The organism is Neobacillus terrae, from assembly GCF_011393025.1.
Classification (GTDB): domain Bacteria; phylum Bacillota; class Bacilli; order Bacillales; family Cytobacillaceae; genus Neobacillus_A; species Neobacillus_A terrae.
Genome location: NZ_JAAOEO010000003.1, coordinates 326,667 through 344,992, shown reverse-complemented (window position 1 = coordinate 344,992; position 18,326 = coordinate 326,667). Strand labels below are relative to the sequence as shown.

Here is an 18,326-nt window from a genome sequence, read left to right as displayed (position 1 = left end):
TCACAAAGGAGGAAATAAAAAGTGCAAAAATTACTGGAAGGTAAAGTAGCATTTATTACTGGATCTGCGAGTGGTATAGGGCTTGAAGTGGCAAGGAAATTTGCCCTGGAAGGTGCAAAGGTTGTAATTTCCGATTTAAATAAGGAAAAGAGCGACCAGGTAGCGGAGCTTTTGAAGGAAGAGGGCTTTGAAGCTTTTTCTGCTCCTTGTGATGTTACGGATGAGGAAGCTTTCAAAAACAGCATTGATCAGACGGTTAAAACATTTGGAACTATTGATATTTTAATCAACAACGCTGGCATGCAGTATGTATCTCCAATTGAAGAGTTCCCAACTCAAAAATTTGAGCTGCTGGTAAAAATCATGCTGACAGCACCATTCATCGGGATTAAAAACGTGTTCCCTATTATGAAAAAACAGGGATTTGGAAGAGTTATCAATATGGCCTCAATTAATGGCGTCATCGGCTTTGCGGGTAAAGCTGCCTATAACAGCGCAAAGCATGGTGTAGTTGGTTTAACAAAGGTTGCCGCTCTTGAAGGCGCAGCCAATGGAATTACCGTAAATGCTTTATGCCCAGGATATGTTGACACTCCATTGGTTCGCGGACAATTACAGGACCTTGCTACAACAAGAAAAGTACCTCTTGAAAGTGTATTGGAAGAAGTAATCTATCCGCTAGTTCCTCAAAAAAGGCTTTTATCTGTTGAGGAAATTGCTGATTATGCAGTATTCTTAGCAAGCGATAAAGCAAGGGGCGTTACAGGCCAGGCTGTTATCATGGACGGAGGATATACAGCTCAATAAGAGCTTTACAGAAATCCTATTCTGCTCTGCTGAATAGGATTTTTAAGTTGATTAATAGTAAGGTAAACCTCCTTATGTCGTTTCTGTGAACGTCAGCCCGATTCGCCACATATCCTTGACTTCCTTTGTTATAATAAAGGTTATCAATTGTTTAAGGGTGATAAGATGGTATATCAAGGCTTTGATGAGATCCCCTATAATTGGCATGAGCAAATTATGAATCTTCTAGCAGAACGTATAGTAATCGTTGATCGGGATGGCATTATTCTTTATATAAATGAATCTTATTGTGAGTTTTTAGGCACAACCGTTGAAGAGGCCCTTCACAAGCCTGTCGATGAAGTTATTGAGAACTCACGTATGCATATTGTTGCCAAAACAGGCCAAAAGGAATTGGCTGCCATTCAACCTATTAATGGGAGCGAAATGATTGCTAACCGTTTTCCTCTCTTTGAGAATGGCGAAGTAGTCGGAGCCCTTGGGACAGTTATGTTTCGTAGCCCGGAAGAATGGCGGATGTATAGGAGTAAAATTCAGCATCTTGTTGAAGAGCTGAAGTATTATAAAACAAAAGTTCAGCCTGATTTAAAGAGCAAACATTATTTTAATGATTTAATTGGGAACAGCCCATCTTTCCTTGCAGCAAAAAAATTGGCCCAGCGGATTTCCGGCAGCGATTCATCGGTATTATTAATCGGAGAATCGGGAACAGGAAAAGAGTTATTTGCCCATTCTATCCATAACGATAGCAATCGTTCAAGTTTGCCATTTGTGGCGATCAATTGTGCTTCTATACCGGAGCATTTACTTGAATCTGAACTTTTTGGATATGAGGAAGGCGCCTTTACAGGTGCAAAAAAAGGCGGGAAAAAAGGGCAATTTGAAATAGCCAATAATGGAACACTTTTTTTGGACGAAATTGGAGATATGCCTCTCTCCATGCAAAGCAAACTTTTAAGAGTCCTTCAGGAAAAAGAAATTCAGAGAATTGGCGGACAAAAATCTATTCCAATTAATGTCCGAATTATAGCCGCAACACATCGTGATCTTGAAAAGATGGTAGAGGAAGGAAAGTTCCGGCAGGACTTATATTACAGGCTAAATGTAATAAAAATTGAAATTCCCCCTCTTAGAAAACGGAAAGATGATATTGGCTTAATCTCTATGAGCCTGCTTAAAAAGCTGGAAGGAAAGTTTTATCGAAAGGAAATTGAAATTTCCCAAGAGGTAATGGAGAAGCTAATGCAGCATTCATGGCCCGGAAATATTCGGGAGCTCGAGAATGTGCTCGAGCGTTGTATTAATGTTTTAGATGGGAAAATGATCGAATTAGAGCATCTGCCTCTATATCTAAAAGACCAGGAAGGCAAAGGGCGGGGCTCTAAGAAAATGATTGGTCATAACCCTGTTCTGTCTTCATTTCCAGTTCAGCCTTTAAAAGAAACACTCGCTGCGGTTGAAAAACAAGCGATTGAAAATGCTCTCGCCCTTACAAACGGGAATAAACTAGAGGCGGCAAAACTATTGGCAATAAGCAAAACAAACTTCTATGAAAAATGTAAAACATATAATTTATAGTTACTAAAGGGGCCGCAGGTTTTTACTGCGGCTCTTTTTATAGAAACACTGAAGTATTATAATGATAAAAGAATTCTATTAATTTAAACTTTCAAAACTATATTTTACTCCAGGGGGCCGCAGTATGTTCCGATGCCGTGAAGAGGTTCTTGCCTTTACTAAGCAACTTGTAAATATTGAAAGCATTGTTAACACCGATGGTGAAAAGGTAATCGCCCATTCTCTTTATACCTTAATTTCTTCGTTGCCCTATTTTGCTCAAAATCCAGCACAGGTTGTCATTGAAAAAACAATTGATGATGAACAGGAAAGATATAATGTGCTGGCTTATGTGAAAGGGACAAAAGGAACCAGCAACCGGACTGTCATCCTAATGGGGCATATTGATACAGTCGGCATTGAAGATTTTAATCAGTTAAAAGAGTTAGCCTGTTTTCCTGAACAGCTTATGGATGCATTAAAGAACGAAGATCTTTCTGGTTCTGCTAAGCAGCACTTGGAATCAGGCGATTGGTTGTTTGGCCGGGGTTCTCTTGATATGAAGAGCGGTGTGTCAAGCCATCTATACTTATTAAAATACTATTCCGAGCATCCAGAGGAGCTAGATGGCTGCATTGTTCTTGTCGCAGAGTGCGATGAAGAAGACAGTTCGCATGGAATTCTTTCAGCCTTAAAGGTGTTAAAAAGCTGGAAAGAAGAACATAACTTTGAATATGTCGCAGCCATCAATGCTGATTTTGTCTCCCCCCGTTATGCAGGCGATGAAAACAGGTATATCTATAAGGGTACCGTTGGCAAGCTGCTTCCTTCATTTTTTATCACAGGAGCTGAAACGCATGTAGGCTCCTGTTTTGAAGGGCTTGATCCCAATTTTCTGGCGGCTGAATTGACAAAGCAGATAAACTATAATCCTGAGCTTTGCAATGAGGCTCTCGGTGAAACCACAGTTCCGCCTGTTTCTCTGAAACAGACAGACCTGAAGCCTTCCTATACAGTTCAAACTGCTCTTTCTGCCTATGTTTACTATAACTTTTTTATTCACTCCTGGTCGCCGAAGGATGTACTTGAAAAGCTAAAAGAACAGGCCTATATTGCTTTCGGCAATGCTTTAAGTTCCTTTGAGGAAAGATACAGGCAATATTGTGCGATGAGCGGGGAGACTTATGTAGACTTTCCATGGAAACCAAGAGTTTTTACTTACGAGGAAATGGAAGAGTTGCTGATCAATGAAAATGGAGAAGCATATAAAAATTATATGGACCAATTTAAAGAATCCCTTTTACAGCAAAAGGATTTGGATATCCGTATGTTTGCTGCACGTGTAGTGGAGAAAGCCTGGAAATGGATGAAGGATAAAAATCCGGCTATGATTCTTTTCTATTCCTCTCTCTATTCTCCGAGGATTGAACTTACAGGAAGGACAAGGAATGAAGAAATATTAATTGAAGCCTTGGATGAAGCAGTGGAGGCTGTACAGCCGTCCTATGAGTATCCGATTGTGACCCGAAACTTTTTCCCTTACATTTCTGATATGAGCTTTGTCGCACTGAGTGATGATGAGGAAGGCACTAATGCGGTTTCGAAAAATAATCCAGGCTGGGGAACCAAACACTATATAAACTTCCAGGACATTCGGGATATTAACGTTCCAGTAATAAATATAGGTCCATACGGTTTGGATGCACATAAAAAGTACGAAAGAATGGAAATGACTTACTCCCTTGAAATAGTGCCGAATCTAACCAATCTTGTTATTAAAAAAGTTCTAAATTCCTGATAGATTAAGAGGTTATCCTGCGATAACCTCTTTTTAGTTTATTGGTGCATACCTATAGGGGTAAAAAGGTCGCAATACAGTTAATTTTTGATGCTTTTCTATCAAAAAAGCATTCTATTTAGGTTTTTATTAAAAAATCATCATTTTGTTTTTGTATGTGATGGAAAAGAGGAGTTACAAAGAGTTTTTTCAGCTGGATACCCCTCTAAGAAAATTTAAATGCACGTTCTTAGGAACAGAATGCAAGAATTCGTCGGGTAAATGCCCGGTTTTAGGGAGTGAATGCACGTTTTCGTCAGTTAAATGCACGAATTGAACGAGTGAATGCCCGGCATGATGGTGGAATGCACGCCAGCAGATGGATATGCCCGAGTTCCTTCGGTTATGTCCACTATTAGAAAATAAATCTCATTGCCGGCTTCCACAATTGTTTATATAATAGCCTTAATCTTACAGATAATTAGATTGGGGAAATTTATGAGCAGACTATCTATCACCGCATACTCCTTAGGGATTTTATTCTTTCTAATAAGTTGCTCATTATCCATTTTTTATGGATATAAAGTTGTCACCCACCATTTGCCGCAAGAGCAAATGGCTAATAAAAAATACAAATATCATTTTGTCCTCGTCCCTGAAGAGCTGGACAATGAATATTGGAGGCTTGTTGAAAAAGGTGCCAAGGATGCGGCAAAGAAACATGGCGTTATGCTGGAGTATGTCGGACCCAAACAGGCGAACCTGGATGATCATTTGAAAACGATAGAAATGTCCGCTGCCTCCAAGGTGGACGGCATCCTCACACAAGGATTGAGTGATGCTCAATTTAATCCTTTGATTAATAAGGTAGTAGAAAGCGGAATTCCGGTTATTACCGTTGATACAGATGCACCAAACAGTAAAAGAATGGCCTATATAGGAACGGATAATTATTATTCCGGTTTTTTGGCAGGAAAGGAAATGATAGCGGATACAAAAGGTAAGGCTAATGTAGCGATTATTACCGGGAGCTTTTATAAAAATCACCAACAGCAGAGGGTAAAGGGCTTTAAGGATGCGGTGAGGTCTGAAATAAATATTAAAATTATCGATATAGAAGAATCTGAGATTAGCAGAGTGAGAGCTGCTGAAAAGGCTTACCAGATTATCGCTGAACATCCAGAGGTTAATGCTTTCTTTGGGACAAGCGCCCTTGATGACATTGGTATTGCCCAGGTAATAGAGAAATATAATAAGCAAAAGCAAATGACTATAATAGGGTTTGATACATTGCCGGAAACACTTGATTACATAAAAAAAGGAACTATTAAAGCAACAGTGGTTCAGGAACCCTACAAAATGGGATACGGGGCCGTCGAAATGATGATCAACTTGCTTAAAGGAAAAACGGTGCCTTCGATTGTCCATACGAACACTAGTATTTTAACGGCAGAAGATTTGCCTCTTAGTCCCTTAGGCAGACTGGAGGAGAATAAATAAATGTTATTCCGGATTCGATCAAAGCTCCTTCTTTATTTTATTGTCCTTGTTGTTTTATTAACGTCTGTTGGCCTCTTTTTTTATAACAGCTCTGAGAAGCTTGTTAGTGAGTATGATAACAGCTTTGAACGCTTTCTGTTACTTAATGATATTTCACAAAGAACCAATCTGGTTACAGAAAAGCTCCACGCCTATATTTTAGATAAGGATGAACCTTATTTAGTTCAATATCGAAAGGAGAAGGCAAAGCTTCTTAATGACCAGAAAAGACTAAATAAGGTAATGGAATCAAACGATATTACTCTGGTTAACTATAAAAATATGATAGACAGTTTTTTACAGGAAAGCGATGAAACGGTAAATGCCTTTGAAAAGGATGATATCAATCAATATCCTGACCATTTTAACGAGGTATTAAAAATTGGATCCTTTTTGCATGAGAGTACTCTTGGCCTTTTAAACAATAAACTGACTGATTACCGAAAGTTTTATCATCAAATGGAAGAGCAAAACCGCTATTATAAATATCTCTCCTTTTCATTATTTGCGGCAGCCTTTTTTCTAAGCACCCTGCTGGCCTTATGGATTTCAGGAGGAATTACGAAACCGATCAGCCTTCTATCAAAAGCGGCCAAGGAAATTGCAGGAGGCAATCTGTCAGGAGAAGATATACAAATTGCATCAAAGGATGAATTAAAACCATTAACCGAGACCTTTAATCAAATGAGGACAAATCTACGAAAATTAGTATTGGAAATTAAACAGCAGTCCGAGTTGGAGAAGCTGTTGAAAGAACTGGAGCTAAGGAGCCTGCAAAGCCAGATCAATCCTCATTTCCTGTTCAATACATTGAACACAGTTTCAAAAATGGCCTATCTGGAAGAGGCGGAACAGACATCAAGACTAATTGAAGCGGTTGCCGCGCTTCTTCGCTATAATCTCGGGGACCTTCATGGTGCATCCACTCTAAAAGACGAAGTGAGAATTGTAAAAGAGTACTTTTTCATCCAAAAAACAAGATTTGGAGAACGCATTCAATTTGTTACACAAATTGAAAAGGATTGCCTTGATATTGAAATACCGAGCTTAATACTTCAGCCCCTAATTGAAAATGCTTTTATCCATGGGGTTGAGTCACTGGAGGAAAATGCGGTAATTCGCCTTCACATTCATCGCCATCGAGACAATATCCATATAGAGGTTATTGATAATGGGGCCGGGATGGATGAAGCGACAAAAGAGAAATTGCTATGGCATGGTGAAGGAACACATGCGATTGAAACGGAAAAGGCATCTGGGCAATCCAACGGAATTGGTGTGAAAAATGTTATACGAAGGCTTCAGCTCTTTTTCCAAAAAGATGACATAGTTCAAATTGAATCACAAATAAATATGGGAACTACATTTAGATTGATCATTCCTGACGCTGCAGGAGGGGGAAATGGCCGTGTTGAAAATTTTAATCGTGGATGACGAGGTGCTTGAACGAAAGGCATTGACGAAAATTATAAATAGCAGCACTCCCGATGTGGCTGTAATAGGTGAAGCCCCAAACGGAAGAAAAGCGATAGAAATGGCCCAGGAACACAAGCCTGATATTATTTTTATGGACATTAAGATGCCAGGTATTGATGGAGTCCAGGCGGTGAAAGAAATCAAAAAATTAGAACCGGGTATCCGTTTCATTATGGTTTCAGCCTTTAATACATTTGAATATGCCAAAGAGGTCATGCAGCAGGGAGTAAAGGAGTATATTCTAAAGCCGAGCAGCAAAAAAGATATTCTTGCAAGTCTTGGTCGTGTTGCCGATGAAATTATACAAGAGCGCAAACAAAAGGAAGAGCAGCAAAACTTAAAGAAAAACCTGGACCGCGCTGTATCTATCGCCCAAAAAGAATGGGTTTCATCGTTATTAGTGAACCAGGTACAGGACATTACCTTTGAAGAATGGAGCCAGCTGCTCGGTGTGGAGATTACCTATGGATATATCATGCTTATCTCCCTGGCTTCACAGAATTCCGACCTTTCAAGGGAGGAAAAACAGGAAAGGTATTTATGGCTAAAGGAAGAGCTTAAATCCATATCCAAAAAGCATGAGGCTGTAGTTGGCCCAATGACAGATATGCAGACAGCCGTTCTATTTTTGGGCCAGAAGGCAACAGAAAAGGCAAATTTTAAAACTAATGCTGTTGCGATAATCGAAAATCTCAATAGTTTATATCAAAAAAGATTCCAATCCGAACTAAGGATAGGAATTGGCCTTCCTTACAACCGTGCAAATGAATTAAATAAATCCTATCAGGAATCGGTTAAAGCCCTCCATGAGCTTTTAAAGGTTCCTTTTCGAAAATATTTATTTGGTGATAAGCAGGGGTCAGCAGAGAATGCTGGTGATGCAGGCATTTTGGAGGCCGAGAAAAGACTGCTCGATGCATTGCGAGAGGGAGATGCCAGCCAGGTTCTGTTTGACTTTGATTCCTTTGTTAAAAAACTTACAGGTAAGGAAACAGATAGATCTTTTATTAAAAAGTCCTTTGAGGAAATGTTCATCCTCATTTCCCGAATGCTTCATGAACTAGGTATAAATTATGAACGGACTCCTTCCATTGATGAGGGGGATAATATGATGACAGTTATTGACACAGGAAAATCACATTTAATGTCAGTTGTCCATCATGTCCAGGTTTGGAGAAATAACCAGGCAAAGGGAATGCTCCATAAAGCAAAAGAGTATATTGAAAATCATTATGGCGATTCTCTAACCCTGGAATTTGTTGCAGAATATGTTGGCCTCAGCCCTTATTATTTTAGTAAACTCTTTAAAGATCGTTTTGGCATGACCTTTATCGATTACTTGACTGAAATAAGAATAAAGCAGGCGAAAACGGCTTTGCTGGATCAGGAAAAAAGTTTAAAAGAGATTTGTTATTCAATAGGCTATAAGGACCCTAACTATTTTAGCCGTGTATTTAGAAAACAGACAGGCCTGTCCCCGTCAGAATTTAGGAAGACAGCGGCTGTGACAGCTGAAAATTAACAAAATGGCCCGGTAAATAGAACCGGGCTTTTTCAATTTTTTACGATATATATAGTGTTTTCCGCTTTTTTGAAATAGTAATTGTTACAAAAACATTTCAGCATTGGCAAAATAATCTAGAAAATCACAAATTAGTGCTATAGATTTTAGGACTTATTAAAAATCTCCCATGCTACTATATTTGTAAGGGCTTTCAGCAAGAATGGCTGCGCTGTCAATAGCAGCCTGCCAAATGTCTTTATAAACATATAAAAGGAGAATGATGACATGTTTAAGAAAAAAGGTTTAGTTTTGTCCTTAACGGTAGCATCGAGCATTCTGTTAGCCACTGGCTGCAGCAGTTCAACTGGCGGATCTGGGGGTTCCGGCAAAGACAGCGGTAATCCGGCAGTGGGAGCCACAATCTATAAGTTTGATGATAACTTTATGTCTTATGTTCGCCGTGCAATGGAAGATGCAGCAAAAGGAAATGTAAAGCTTATGCTGAATGACTCCCAAAACGACCAGTCCAAGCAGATTGAACAAGTTGATACGCTGATTGCCAAAGGAGCAAAATCTCTTGCTATTAACCTAGTAGACCCTAAGGCAGCTCAAACGATCATTGATAAAGCAAAACCTAAAAACATTCCTGTTATTTTCTTCAACAAAGAGCCAGATGAAAAAGTTTTAAAAGGCTACGATAAAGCTTACTATGTTGGAACAACTTCCTCAGAGTCAGGTGTTCTTCAGGGTGAAATGATTGCGAAGGCATGGGAAGCAAATAAAGATAAGTGGGACAAGAACCATGACGGCAAGCTGCAGTACGTTCTGCTTAAAGGTGAGCCTGGACATCCTGACGCAGAAGCCCGTACTAAATATGCTGTAGATACAATTAAACAAAAGGGTATTCAAGTAGACGAGCTTGCAATGGATACAGCAATGTGGGATGCAACAAAAGCAACTGAGAAAATGGATGCTTGGCTTGCAAAATATAGCGATAAAATTGAATTCGTCATTGCTAACAACGACGGTATGGCTTTAGGAGCAATTGCTTCACTTGAAAAGGCTGGCTATTTCAGCGGTGACAAGTTTATGCCGGTTGTAGGTGTTGATGCGATTCCGGAAGCTCTTGAAATGATTGAAAAAGGAAAAATGGTTGGATCAATCCTGAACGATGCCAAGAACCAGGGTAAAGCAACTGTTCAGCTTGCTGCAAATGCTGCAAAAGGCAAAGATGTTCTTGCTGGAACTGAGTGGAAGCTTGATGATAAAAAAGCTGTCCGCGTTCCGTATGTTCAAGTTGATAAAACGAACATCCAAGTTGGAAAAGACGCATACAAGTAAAAAAGGCGTAAGCGCCCTGGTTAGATGATGAAAGGCTAAATCCGCCACATCCTGTGGCAACGCCTTCCTGACCCACATCCTGTGGGCCTCCGACAGGCATAAGACGAATCATGCAGTCATCCTCGGAAAAGCTAAAGCTTTTCCTTCGTGCGATGCGGACGCTTCCGTAGCGTTGCATGTCCTGATTTCTGGAGTGAGTTGGCTTATGACTCCGAGCTGTGAGAATCATCACCTATGGTCATGATTCTCACAAGATATTCAAAGCAGCATATTCCTGAGGAAAACCTGGCTGGGCGCTGAAGCTAGATTGCTTAAACTTGTTCGAGGTTCACAAAATATGGTCAATAGAAGCAAAAAAGCGCCCGGAACGTGGGAATTATTTTTCGCCCGGGCGCTCCTCGAACGAAGGAAAAGAATTTCGGTTCTTTTCTTTCGTTCGGGGCTGTAAATCCAGAAACGGTACCGAAATGAATAGCAATTAAATCATGGTACGCACTGATATAGGGTTTCTTATATTTTTTAATAGTATAGCGAGGAGGTTCGCTCATGTCAGAAGCAGGTAATACTTATTTACTTGAGATGCAAAACTTAACTAAAAGATTCCCCGGGGTTGTTGCTCTTAATAATGTTTCGCTTAAAGTAAAGGCCGGCTCGGTCCATGCCTTAATGGGCGAAAATGGTGCAGGAAAATCCACTTTAATGAAATGCCTGTTTGGCATTTACTCTATGGATGAAGGAAAAATCTTCTTTGACGGAAAGGAAGTCCAATTTACCAGTTCAAAGCAAGCGCTTGAAAATGGAGTTTCCATGGTCCACCAGGAGCTGAACCAGGTCCGCCAGCAGAATGTAATGGATAATATCTGGCTTGGCCGATATCCCCATAAAGGGATATTTATTGATGAAAAGAAAATGTATGAAGATACGAAAGCAATTTTTCAAAGCCTTGATATTAATATTGATCCGCGCAGTAAGGTAAGCACCTTATCTGTATCCGAGATGCAAATGGTTGAAATTGCAAAAGCTGTTTCGTATCACTCAAAAATCATTGTTATGGATGAACCGACTTCATCGTTAACAGAGACTGAAGTAAATCATTTATTTAGAATTATTAAAAGGCTTCAAAGCGAAAATGTGGCCATTATCTATATCTCTCACAAAATGGAAGAAATACTGAAAATCTCGGATGAAGTGACCATCATGCGCGATGGCCAGTATATCACCACTAAAGATGCAAAAGAACTGACAACCAATGAAATTATTAAACTGATGGTTGGCCGTGATTTATCTCAGCGCTTCCCTGAAAAAATTAATGAACCTGAAGAGGTAATTTTAAAGGTTAAGGGTTTTACTGCTGAAACCCAGCCATCCTTTTCAAATGTTAGCTTTGAACTGAGAAAAGGCGAAATTTTAGGAATAGCAGGGCTCGTTGGATCCAAACGCACAGAGGTAGTAGAGGCATTATTTGGATTAAGATCATTAAAATCCGGGACGATTGAGCTTAGGGGCAAAGCGGTTAAAAACGATACACCACAGAAGGCTATCAAAAATGGATTTGCCCTTGTGACGGAAGAAAGAAGAACGACAGGAATTTATCCTGAATTGAGCATCAGCTTTAACTCTATCATAGCAAACCTAAAGCAGTACAAAAAAGGTATTTTCTTATCTGACAGCAAGGTGCACGACGATACAAAGTGGGTTATTGACTCTATGAAGGTTAAAACGCCATCACAGAAAACGTCAATAGGAAGCCTGTCCGGAGGAAATCAGCAAAAGGTTATTATCGGCCGCTGGCTATTAACAAGACCTGATATCCTATTGCTTGATGAACCGACAAGGGGTATTGATGTTGGCGCCAAGTTTGAAATTTATCAGCTTATCAATAACCTCGCAGCAGAAGGAAAAGGAATCATTATGATTTCTTCAGAAATGCCTGAGCTATTGGGAGTAACAGATCGCATTTTAGTTATGAGTAATGGAAAAGCAGCTGGAATCGTCAATACAAAAACGACTACACAAGAAGAAATTATGCGATTGGCAGCATTGTATTAGGAGGGGATATTAATGGCTACAAAAAAATCGAATATATCGAAATGGCTTTTTGATAATGTAATTTATGTGTTTTTAGTACTGCTTGTCATTGGAATCGTTGTTGCTTCACCAGACTTTCTATCGATGACAAACCTGATCAATATTTTAAGCCAGTCCTCATCAAGGATTATTATTGCGCTTGGAATGGCCGGCATCCTGATTACTGCTGGTACGGATTTATCCGCAGGACGTATGGTTGGTCTAGCAGCCGTTGTTTCAGCATCGCTTTTACAGGCATCTGATTATGCCTATAAAATGTATCCGCATCTTGCAGAATTACCATTAATTGTACCAATTCTTATAGCAATGGCTGTGACAGGATTGATTGGTGCTGTTAACGGGGTAATTGTTTCAAAACTGCATGTACCGCCCTTTATTGCGACTTTGGGAATGATGATTGGTGTGTACGGGATTACTTCCATTTACTTTGACCGCCCTCCATACGGTGCGCAGCCGATTGGGGGACTAAGCCAAAGCTTTACTACCTTTGCACAGCGCGGAATTCCAGTAGGACAATACGAAATTCCTTACCTTTTGTTATATGCTATTATCGCGTCTATATTAATCTGGGTAATGTGGAATAAAACACAGCTTGGAAAAAACATGTATGCGATTGGCGGTAACCCTGAAGCAGCAAAGGTTTCCGGTGTAAACGTTGCTAGAAACATTATTATTATCTATATGATTGCCGGTCTTCTATATGGTTTCTCTGGTACGCTTGAAGCTGGACGTGTTGGCAGTGCGACCAACAATACAGGTAATATGTACGAGCTTGATGCCATCGCGGCTTGCGTTGTAGGCGGTGTATCACTATCAGGAGGTATTGGAACAGTTCCTGGAGTTATTACAGGGGTTCTTATTTTCCAGGTAATTAACTATGGTCTTGCCTTCCTGGGTGTTAGTCCATATATCCAGTACATCGTTAAAGGATTAATCATTGTTGTAGCTGTTGCCTTTGACATGCGTAAACACGCAAAGAAAAAATAATTTGATATTTTTATATTTAAAAGGCCCCTTTAATGATCCGTGCAAATTTTAGCACACCATTGAAGGGGTTTTGCGCTTTAGCCATTATACCGTGACCCCAAATGGGGCGGAGACAGAAAAAGGAGTAACAAAAAATGCAAAGCATTATTATGAGCTTCCGAATGTCCATTATACAGTTGTGAATATAGCAGGCAGACAGATAGTGTAGCGGCGATAACAGCGGGGGCGCACCCGTACATGAGGAGTATCTCATTCCAGCTAAACAAAATTTGAAATTTGAATTTGATACTTGCCGGTTTTAAAAAAGGTTTTAAATGCACGCTGGGGGCTATAGAATAGTAGTTATTTTAATCGATGATCCTATCATTAAAAGAACGAAAAGGATGAAGGAGTGGAGAATCGATGGAAGTTAATGAGAGACATTTCGGCTATCATGAGGGAGAACAGGTTATTGAATATACATTGGTTAACGATAATGATATGTCGGTATCCTGTTTGAACTATGGCTGTGTCATTACGAAACTATTTGTTCCCGACCGCAATGGAGTTTTTGAAAATGTTGTCCTGGGTTTCGATAAATTCGAAGCCTACCCAAAATGGTCCCCCTATTTTGGAGCCGTTGTCGGAAGGGTAGCAGGAAGGATTGGAAAGGCAGAGTTTGAGCTGGATGGAAAGACATACCATTTAACTGCCAATGACTCCTCGAACCATTTGCATGGCGGTGAAAAAGGGTTCAGCCTTGTAATATGGGAAACTGAGAAAATAGAGGAATCAGGGTCGGTGGGTGTGAAGTTTTTTTACAAAAGCCCTGATGGTGAAGAAGGCTACCCAGGGAACTTAGAAACAACAGTAAAGTATATTTTAACAAACGATAATGAATTAAGTATTACTTATGAAGCCAAAACTGATCAAAAAACACTGGTAAACTTTACGAACCACTCTTACTTTAACTTAAGCGGAAACTTAAAAAGAGACTGTTCCGAACATGTTCTGAAGTTTGATAGCGACCGCTTTTTGGAGCTGGATTCCGATATGCTTCCGACTGGAAAGATGATTGAGTCAAAAGGAACACCTTTTAACTTTCGAAACGGCCAAAAAATAAAGCAAGGTATTTATTCGTCAAATCCTCAGAATGTGATGGTAGGAAACGGTTATGATCATCCGCTTCTTTTTACAAACCCTGGGGAAAACATGATTGAGCTAAGGGATCAAGAAAGCGGCCGTTCATTAATGGTAACAACCGACCAGCCCTGCGTGGTTCTTTACTCGGCGAATCAGCTTGAGGAGGAACCTTATACTCTTTCAGGCAATTTACCAACTAAAAACTATTTGGGTGTCTGCCTGGAGGTTCAGGGCTATCCGGATGCCATTCATCATCCCGAGTTTCCTTCAATCGTATTAAACCCTGAAGAAACATTTAAATCTACTACTAAGTATCGCTTTTTTTCACAGTAAAGTTAATAAATAAATAAAATAGCAATAGAGGGAGATAAGCGGGTAAACGCTATCTTCCTTAATTTTTACATATTGACACAAACAAATAAAATATGATAAATAAATATTGATTAGCACTCTCTTATTATGAGTGCTAATGATATGCTTAACTACTACTAAAAAATAAAACGTTTTACGAAAGGAGAATGCAATTATGGAAACAAAGCAATTTCAGGCAGAATCGAAAAGATTATTGGAAATGATGATTAACTCCATTTATACCAAGCGTGAAGTGTTTTTAAGAGAGCTGATTTCGAATGCAAGTGATGCAATCGACAAAATCTATTACAAGGCCTTAACAGATGATTCTTTAACCTTTGAAAAAGACAGTTACTACATAAAAATTGAAGCTAATAAGGAAAGCCGGACCCTAAAGGTGACAGATACCGGAATCGGTATGACGAAGGAAGAGCTTGAAAACAATCTTGGAACAATTGCTAAGAGCGGCTCCCTGGCATTTAAAAATGAAAATGAGCTAAAAGACGGCCATGATATCATCGGCCAATTTGGCGTAGGATTTTATGCAGCCTTCATGGTGGCAGATAGTGTAACAGTTAAAAGTAAGGCGTTGGGAAGCTCCGAGGCCTTCAAATGGGAATCAACTGGTGCAGAAGGGTACACCATTGAGCCAGCTGAAAAAGAAACAATCGGCACAGAGATTATTTTAAAAATAAAAGAGAATACCGAAGATGAGAACTACGATGAATTTTTGGAAGAGTATAGCTTAAAGTCAATCATTAAGAAGTACTCTGACTTTATCCGTTATCCAATTAAGATGGATGTGACCTCAAGCAAGCTGAAAGAAGGCAGCGAGGACGAGTGGGAAAGTGTCCAGGAAGAACAAACCGTTAACAGCATGGTTCCAATTTGGAGAAAGAATAAAAGTGAATTAACAGAAGAGGATTATACGAATTTTTATAATGAAAAGCATTACGGATTCGACAAACCGCTTAAGCATATTCATATTAGTGTGGACGGTGCGGTCAGGTATAATGCCATTCTATTTATTCCGGAGAAAATCCCATTTGACTATTACTCTCCTGAATATGAAAAGGGCCTTGAACTATATTCTAATGGCGTTTTGATTATGAATAAGTGTGCTGACCTGCTCCCTGACTATTTCAGCTTTGTAAAAGGGATGGTAGATTCTGAGGACCTATCACTTAATATTTCCCGAGAAATGCTGCAGCATGACCGCCAGCTCAAGCTGATTGCGAAAAATATCAGTAAAAAGATTAAAAGCGAACTGCTTAGCCTTCTAAAAGAGGAAAGAGAAAAATACGAAGAGTTTTATAAATCCTTTGGCAGACAGCTGAAGTTCGGTGTCTATAGTGATTTCGGAGCCAATAAGGATTTGCTTCAGGATTTATTAATGTTCTATTCTTCCAAAGAGAAGAAAAATGTTACTCTTGATGAATATGTCTCCAGAATGCCCGAGGATCAGAAGTATATTTACTATGCATCAGGTGAATCGGCAGAAAGAATTGAAAAGCTTCCGCAAACAGAGCTTGTAGCTGAAAAAGGTTATGAAATTCTTTACTTTACTGATGATATAGATGAATTTGCTGTAAGGATGCTGAACACATATAAGGAAAAAGAGTTTAAGTCTGTTTCTAGCGGCGATCTTGGTATTGAATCAGAAGAGGAAAAGAAGGAAAACGAATCAGAGGAAAAGGAAAACAAGGAACTTTTTGAAGCTATGCGAGGTATTCTATCCGGAAAAGTAAAGGAAGTAAAAGCATCAAAACGCTTAAAATCCCATCCTGTTTGCCTATCTACGGTTGGTGAACTAACAATTGAAATGGAAAAAGTTTTAAAAGCAATGCCGAACAGCCAAAATGTCGAAGCGGAAAAGGTCTTGGAGATTAATCCAAATCACGAGGTATTCGAGTCATTAAAGGCTGCTTTTGAGAATGATAAACAGAAGTTTGAACTGTATACCGAGCTTTTATACAACCAGGCGCTTCTGATTGAAGGTTTAACAATCCAGGATCCAGTAGAGTTTACAAATAACATCTGTAAAATCATGGTTTAATGCAATTCTTTGTTAATGCATATTGTTAATTTTCGACTATGTTGATTGGAGCGGAAAGTGAGCGCCGTGAGCGAAAATCAACAGTCAAGTTTGACAGAGTCAAATTTTTAAGGGCTATCCACAAAAGGATGGCCTTTTTTATTCTATTTACATACTTTACATATTTTAAATCTCTTAAATTTGGGTATAAGACTAGAAATTGTTTGCTGCTTAAGTATATAGCCCTAAGGGAGGAAATAGCATGAAATGGGAAGGAAGAAGAGAGAGTTCGAATGTAGAAGATGATAGAGGATCGGGAGGTGGACTCGGCGGAATACCGCTGATTGGAGGAGGAATTGGGAGCGTTATTATTGTACTTCTGGTTGCCCTGCTTGGCGGCAATCCATCTGATGTGCTGAACGGTATGACCAACAATTCTTCAGCTCCGGCTGATCCGGCACCATACCAGGAAACTGCTAAGGAAAAGGAATTATCACAATTTGTATCAGTTGTTCTTGCTGACACCGAGGATGTTTGGTCCGAGGTGTTTAAAGAAGAAGGAATGACTTACAAAAATCCGAAACTTGTATTATATACAGGGAGTGTCCAGTCTGCCTGCGGAAATGCAAGTTCTGCAGTGGGGCCTTTCTATTGTCCTGGTGACCAAAAGCTTTACATTGATTTAAGTTTTTATGATGAGCTTCAGCAAAAATTCCATGCGCCAGGTGACTTTGCGATGGCTTATGTAATTGCCCATGAGGTTGGCCACCATGTTCAGTACCTTCTGGGAACGAGCGACAAAGTAAACGCTATCCGAAATAGAGTTAGCGAGGAAGAATTTAATAAATACTCGGTTCGCCTTGAGCTTCAGGCCGACTATTATGCAGGTGTTTTTGCAAAACGGGACCAGGGACGGGGTGTCCTGGAAAAAGGCGATATTGATGAAGCATTGAACGCGGCAAATGCTGTAGGTGACGATACACTTCAAAAACAGGCACGTGGTTATGTGGTTCCTGAAAGCTTTACACACGGAACATCCGAACAGCGAAAACGCTGGTTTAATAAAGGGTTTGAAAATGGAACAATTGAAGGTGGAGATACCTTCAAAGCTGCAAATCTATAAAAATATAGTTGCAGGTTAATGCTTCATTTCAATAAGGTAAAGATTTAGGTATGAAGGAATTCCTAGAGAAAGGAGCAGTTCATAATGGAAATGAATGAAAGGTCTTTTTTTCTTAAGGATGATGGGGAGATACCAAATAACCAGGAACTGCCTGTTATTATTTATGAAGGAATCTTCAGCGGAAATCCGAATGAAATAGAAGCTTCATTTAAACGTCATGGCTGGGGCGGCAACTGGGAGGGCGGTATATTCGATTACCATCACTATCATAGCAACTCTCATGAGGTCCTGGGTGTAAAGTCTGGCAGCGCGGCCGTTCTTGTCGGCGGGGATGCAGGTGAACGTGTGGAATTGAAAAAGGGAGATGTAATCGTACTCCCTGCAGGCACCGGTCATATGATGGTGGAAAGCAGTGAAGATTTCGAAGTGGTCGGAGGCTATCCGGAAGGAATGACAGCCAATCTGTTAAAGCGTGACCCGGCTATGAGGGCACAGTCTCTTGCTAAAATCCGCAATGTTCCGGTTCCCGACAAGGATCCTGTCTTTGGTGATGAAGGTCTGCTGCTTCGAAAGTGGAAGAATCAATGATAAATGGTGTGGGTCACCGCAAGGGGGCCTT

General features: G+C 39.9%; 13 protein-coding genes and 1 pseudogene. All 14 read left to right on the top strand.

Annotated elements, in window-relative coordinates; genetic code table 11:
• Positions 1 to 21: 21 nt before the first annotated feature.
• The 14 genes and pseudogenes from G8761_RS06220 to G8761_RS06160 all read left to right on the top strand — a co-directional run bounded on the left by G8761_RS06220 (position 22) and on the right by G8761_RS06160 (position 18,295).
• Entirely contained in the window at positions 22 to 807 is a 786-nt protein-coding gene (locus tag G8761_RS06220; RefSeq protein ID WP_166024717.1) for a 3-hydroxybutyrate dehydrogenase, read from the top strand.
• Between the two features lie 165 nt (positions 808 to 972).
• Positions 973 to 2,385, top strand: a complete 1,413-nt coding sequence (locus G8761_RS06215; RefSeq protein ID WP_166024715.1) for a sigma-54 interaction domain-containing protein — start codon at positions 973 to 975, stop codon at positions 2,383 to 2,385.
• Between the two features lie 124 nt (positions 2,386 to 2,509).
• Complete coding sequence (locus G8761_RS06210) at positions 2,510 to 4,162, top strand: M20/M25/M40 family metallo-hydrolase (protein WP_166024713.1); 1,653 nt, start codon at positions 2,510 to 2,512, stop codon at positions 4,160 to 4,162.
• Positions 4,163 to 4,639: 477 nt separating this feature from the next.
• Positions 4,640 to 5,641, top strand: a complete 1,002-nt coding sequence (locus tag G8761_RS06205) for a sugar-binding protein (protein ID WP_166024711.1) — start codon at positions 4,640 to 4,642, stop codon at positions 5,639 to 5,641.
• A complete protein-coding gene (locus G8761_RS06200) occupies positions 5,642 to 7,114 on the top strand; it encodes a sensor histidine kinase (RefSeq protein WP_166024709.1) in 1,473 nt (490 codons plus the stop codon).
• The gene (locus G8761_RS06195) at positions 7,083 to 8,678 is read left to right on the top strand and encodes a response regulator (RefSeq protein WP_207789110.1); all 1,596 of its coding nucleotides are present in this window, start codon (positions 7,083 to 7,085) and stop codon (positions 8,676 to 8,678) included. The genes G8761_RS06200 and G8761_RS06195 overlap by 32 nt, the downstream gene beginning before the upstream one ends.
• 267 nt (positions 8,679 to 8,945) lie before the next feature.
• Positions 8,946 to 10,001, top strand: coding sequence for a galactose/glucose ABC transporter substrate-binding protein MglB (gene mglB / locus G8761_RS06190; protein ID WP_166024707.1), 1,056 nt, complete (start codon positions 8,946 to 8,948; stop codon positions 9,999 to 10,001).
• A gap of 546 nt (positions 10,002 to 10,547) precedes the next feature.
• Entirely contained in the window at positions 10,548 to 12,050 is a 1,503-nt protein-coding gene (mglA, locus tag G8761_RS06185; protein WP_166024704.1) for a galactose/methyl galactoside ABC transporter ATP-binding protein MglA, read from the top strand.
• 12 nt (positions 12,051 to 12,062) lie between these two features.
• Positions 12,063 to 13,076 (top strand): galactose/methyl galactoside ABC transporter permease MglC, encoded by a 1,014-nt coding sequence (gene mglC / locus G8761_RS06180; RefSeq protein ID WP_166024702.1) that lies wholly within the window; start codon positions 12,063 to 12,065, stop codon positions 13,074 to 13,076.
• Between the two features lie 130 nt (positions 13,077 to 13,206).
• Positions 13,207 to 13,378, top strand: a pseudogene (locus tag G8761_RS28250) (beta-galactosidase small subunit-related protein); the annotation flags it as partial.
• Positions 13,379 to 13,478: 100 nt separating this feature from the next.
• Positions 13,479 to 14,531: an aldose epimerase family protein gene (locus G8761_RS06175; protein ID WP_166024700.1), complete on the top strand. Its 1,053-nt coding sequence runs from the start codon at positions 13,479 to 13,481 to the stop codon at positions 14,529 to 14,531.
• Positions 14,532 to 14,724: 193 nt separating this feature from the next.
• The gene (gene htpG, locus G8761_RS06170) at positions 14,725 to 16,605 is read left to right on the top strand and encodes a molecular chaperone HtpG (RefSeq protein WP_166024698.1); all 1,881 of its coding nucleotides are present in this window, start codon (positions 14,725 to 14,727) and stop codon (positions 16,603 to 16,605) included.
• Between the two features lie 241 nt (positions 16,606 to 16,846).
• On the top strand, positions 16,847 to 17,707 hold the full coding sequence (ypfJ, locus tag G8761_RS06165) for a KPN_02809 family neutral zinc metallopeptidase (protein WP_166024696.1): 861 nt from the start codon (positions 16,847 to 16,849) through the stop codon (positions 17,705 to 17,707).
• An 84-nt stretch (positions 17,708 to 17,791) separates the two neighbouring features.
• Positions 17,792 to 18,295 carry a cupin domain-containing protein gene (locus G8761_RS06160; RefSeq protein WP_166024695.1) on the top strand — a complete coding sequence of 168 codons (504 nt, stop codon included), beginning with the start codon at positions 17,792 to 17,794 and terminating at the stop codon, positions 18,293 to 18,295.
• The last annotated feature ends 31 nt before the right edge of the window (positions 18,296 to 18,326 follow it).

Coding starts and splice junctions, on each gene's coding strand:
- G8761_RS06215 (WP_166024715.1), top strand. CDS start 973: ATGGTATATCAAGGCTTTGATGAGATCCCCTATAATTGGCATGAGCAA.
- G8761_RS06210 (WP_166024713.1), top strand. CDS start 2,510: ATGTTCCGATGCCGTGAAGAGGTTCTTGCCTTTACTAAGCAACTTGTA.
- G8761_RS06205 (WP_166024711.1), top strand. CDS start 4,640: ATGAGCAGACTATCTATCACCGCATACTCCTTAGGGATTTTATTCTTT.
- G8761_RS06200 (WP_166024709.1), top strand. CDS start 5,642: ATGTTATTCCGGATTCGATCAAAGCTCCTTCTTTATTTTATTGTCCTT.
- G8761_RS06195 (WP_207789110.1), top strand. CDS start 7,083: ATGGCCGTGTTGAAAATTTTAATCGTGGATGACGAGGTGCTTGAACGA.
- mglB (WP_166024707.1), top strand. CDS start 8,946: ATGTTTAAGAAAAAAGGTTTAGTTTTGTCCTTAACGGTAGCATCGAGC.
- mglA (WP_166024704.1), top strand. CDS start 10,548: ATGTCAGAAGCAGGTAATACTTATTTACTTGAGATGCAAAACTTAACT.
- mglC (WP_166024702.1), top strand. CDS start 12,063: ATGGCTACAAAAAAATCGAATATATCGAAATGGCTTTTTGATAATGTA.
- G8761_RS06175 (WP_166024700.1), top strand. CDS start 13,479: ATGGAAGTTAATGAGAGACATTTCGGCTATCATGAGGGAGAACAGGTT.
- htpG (WP_166024698.1), top strand. CDS start 14,725: ATGGAAACAAAGCAATTTCAGGCAGAATCGAAAAGATTATTGGAAATG.
- ypfJ (WP_166024696.1), top strand. CDS start 16,847: ATGAAATGGGAAGGAAGAAGAGAGAGTTCGAATGTAGAAGATGATAGA.
- G8761_RS06160 (WP_166024695.1), top strand. CDS start 17,792: ATGGAAATGAATGAAAGGTCTTTTTTTCTTAAGGATGATGGGGAGATA.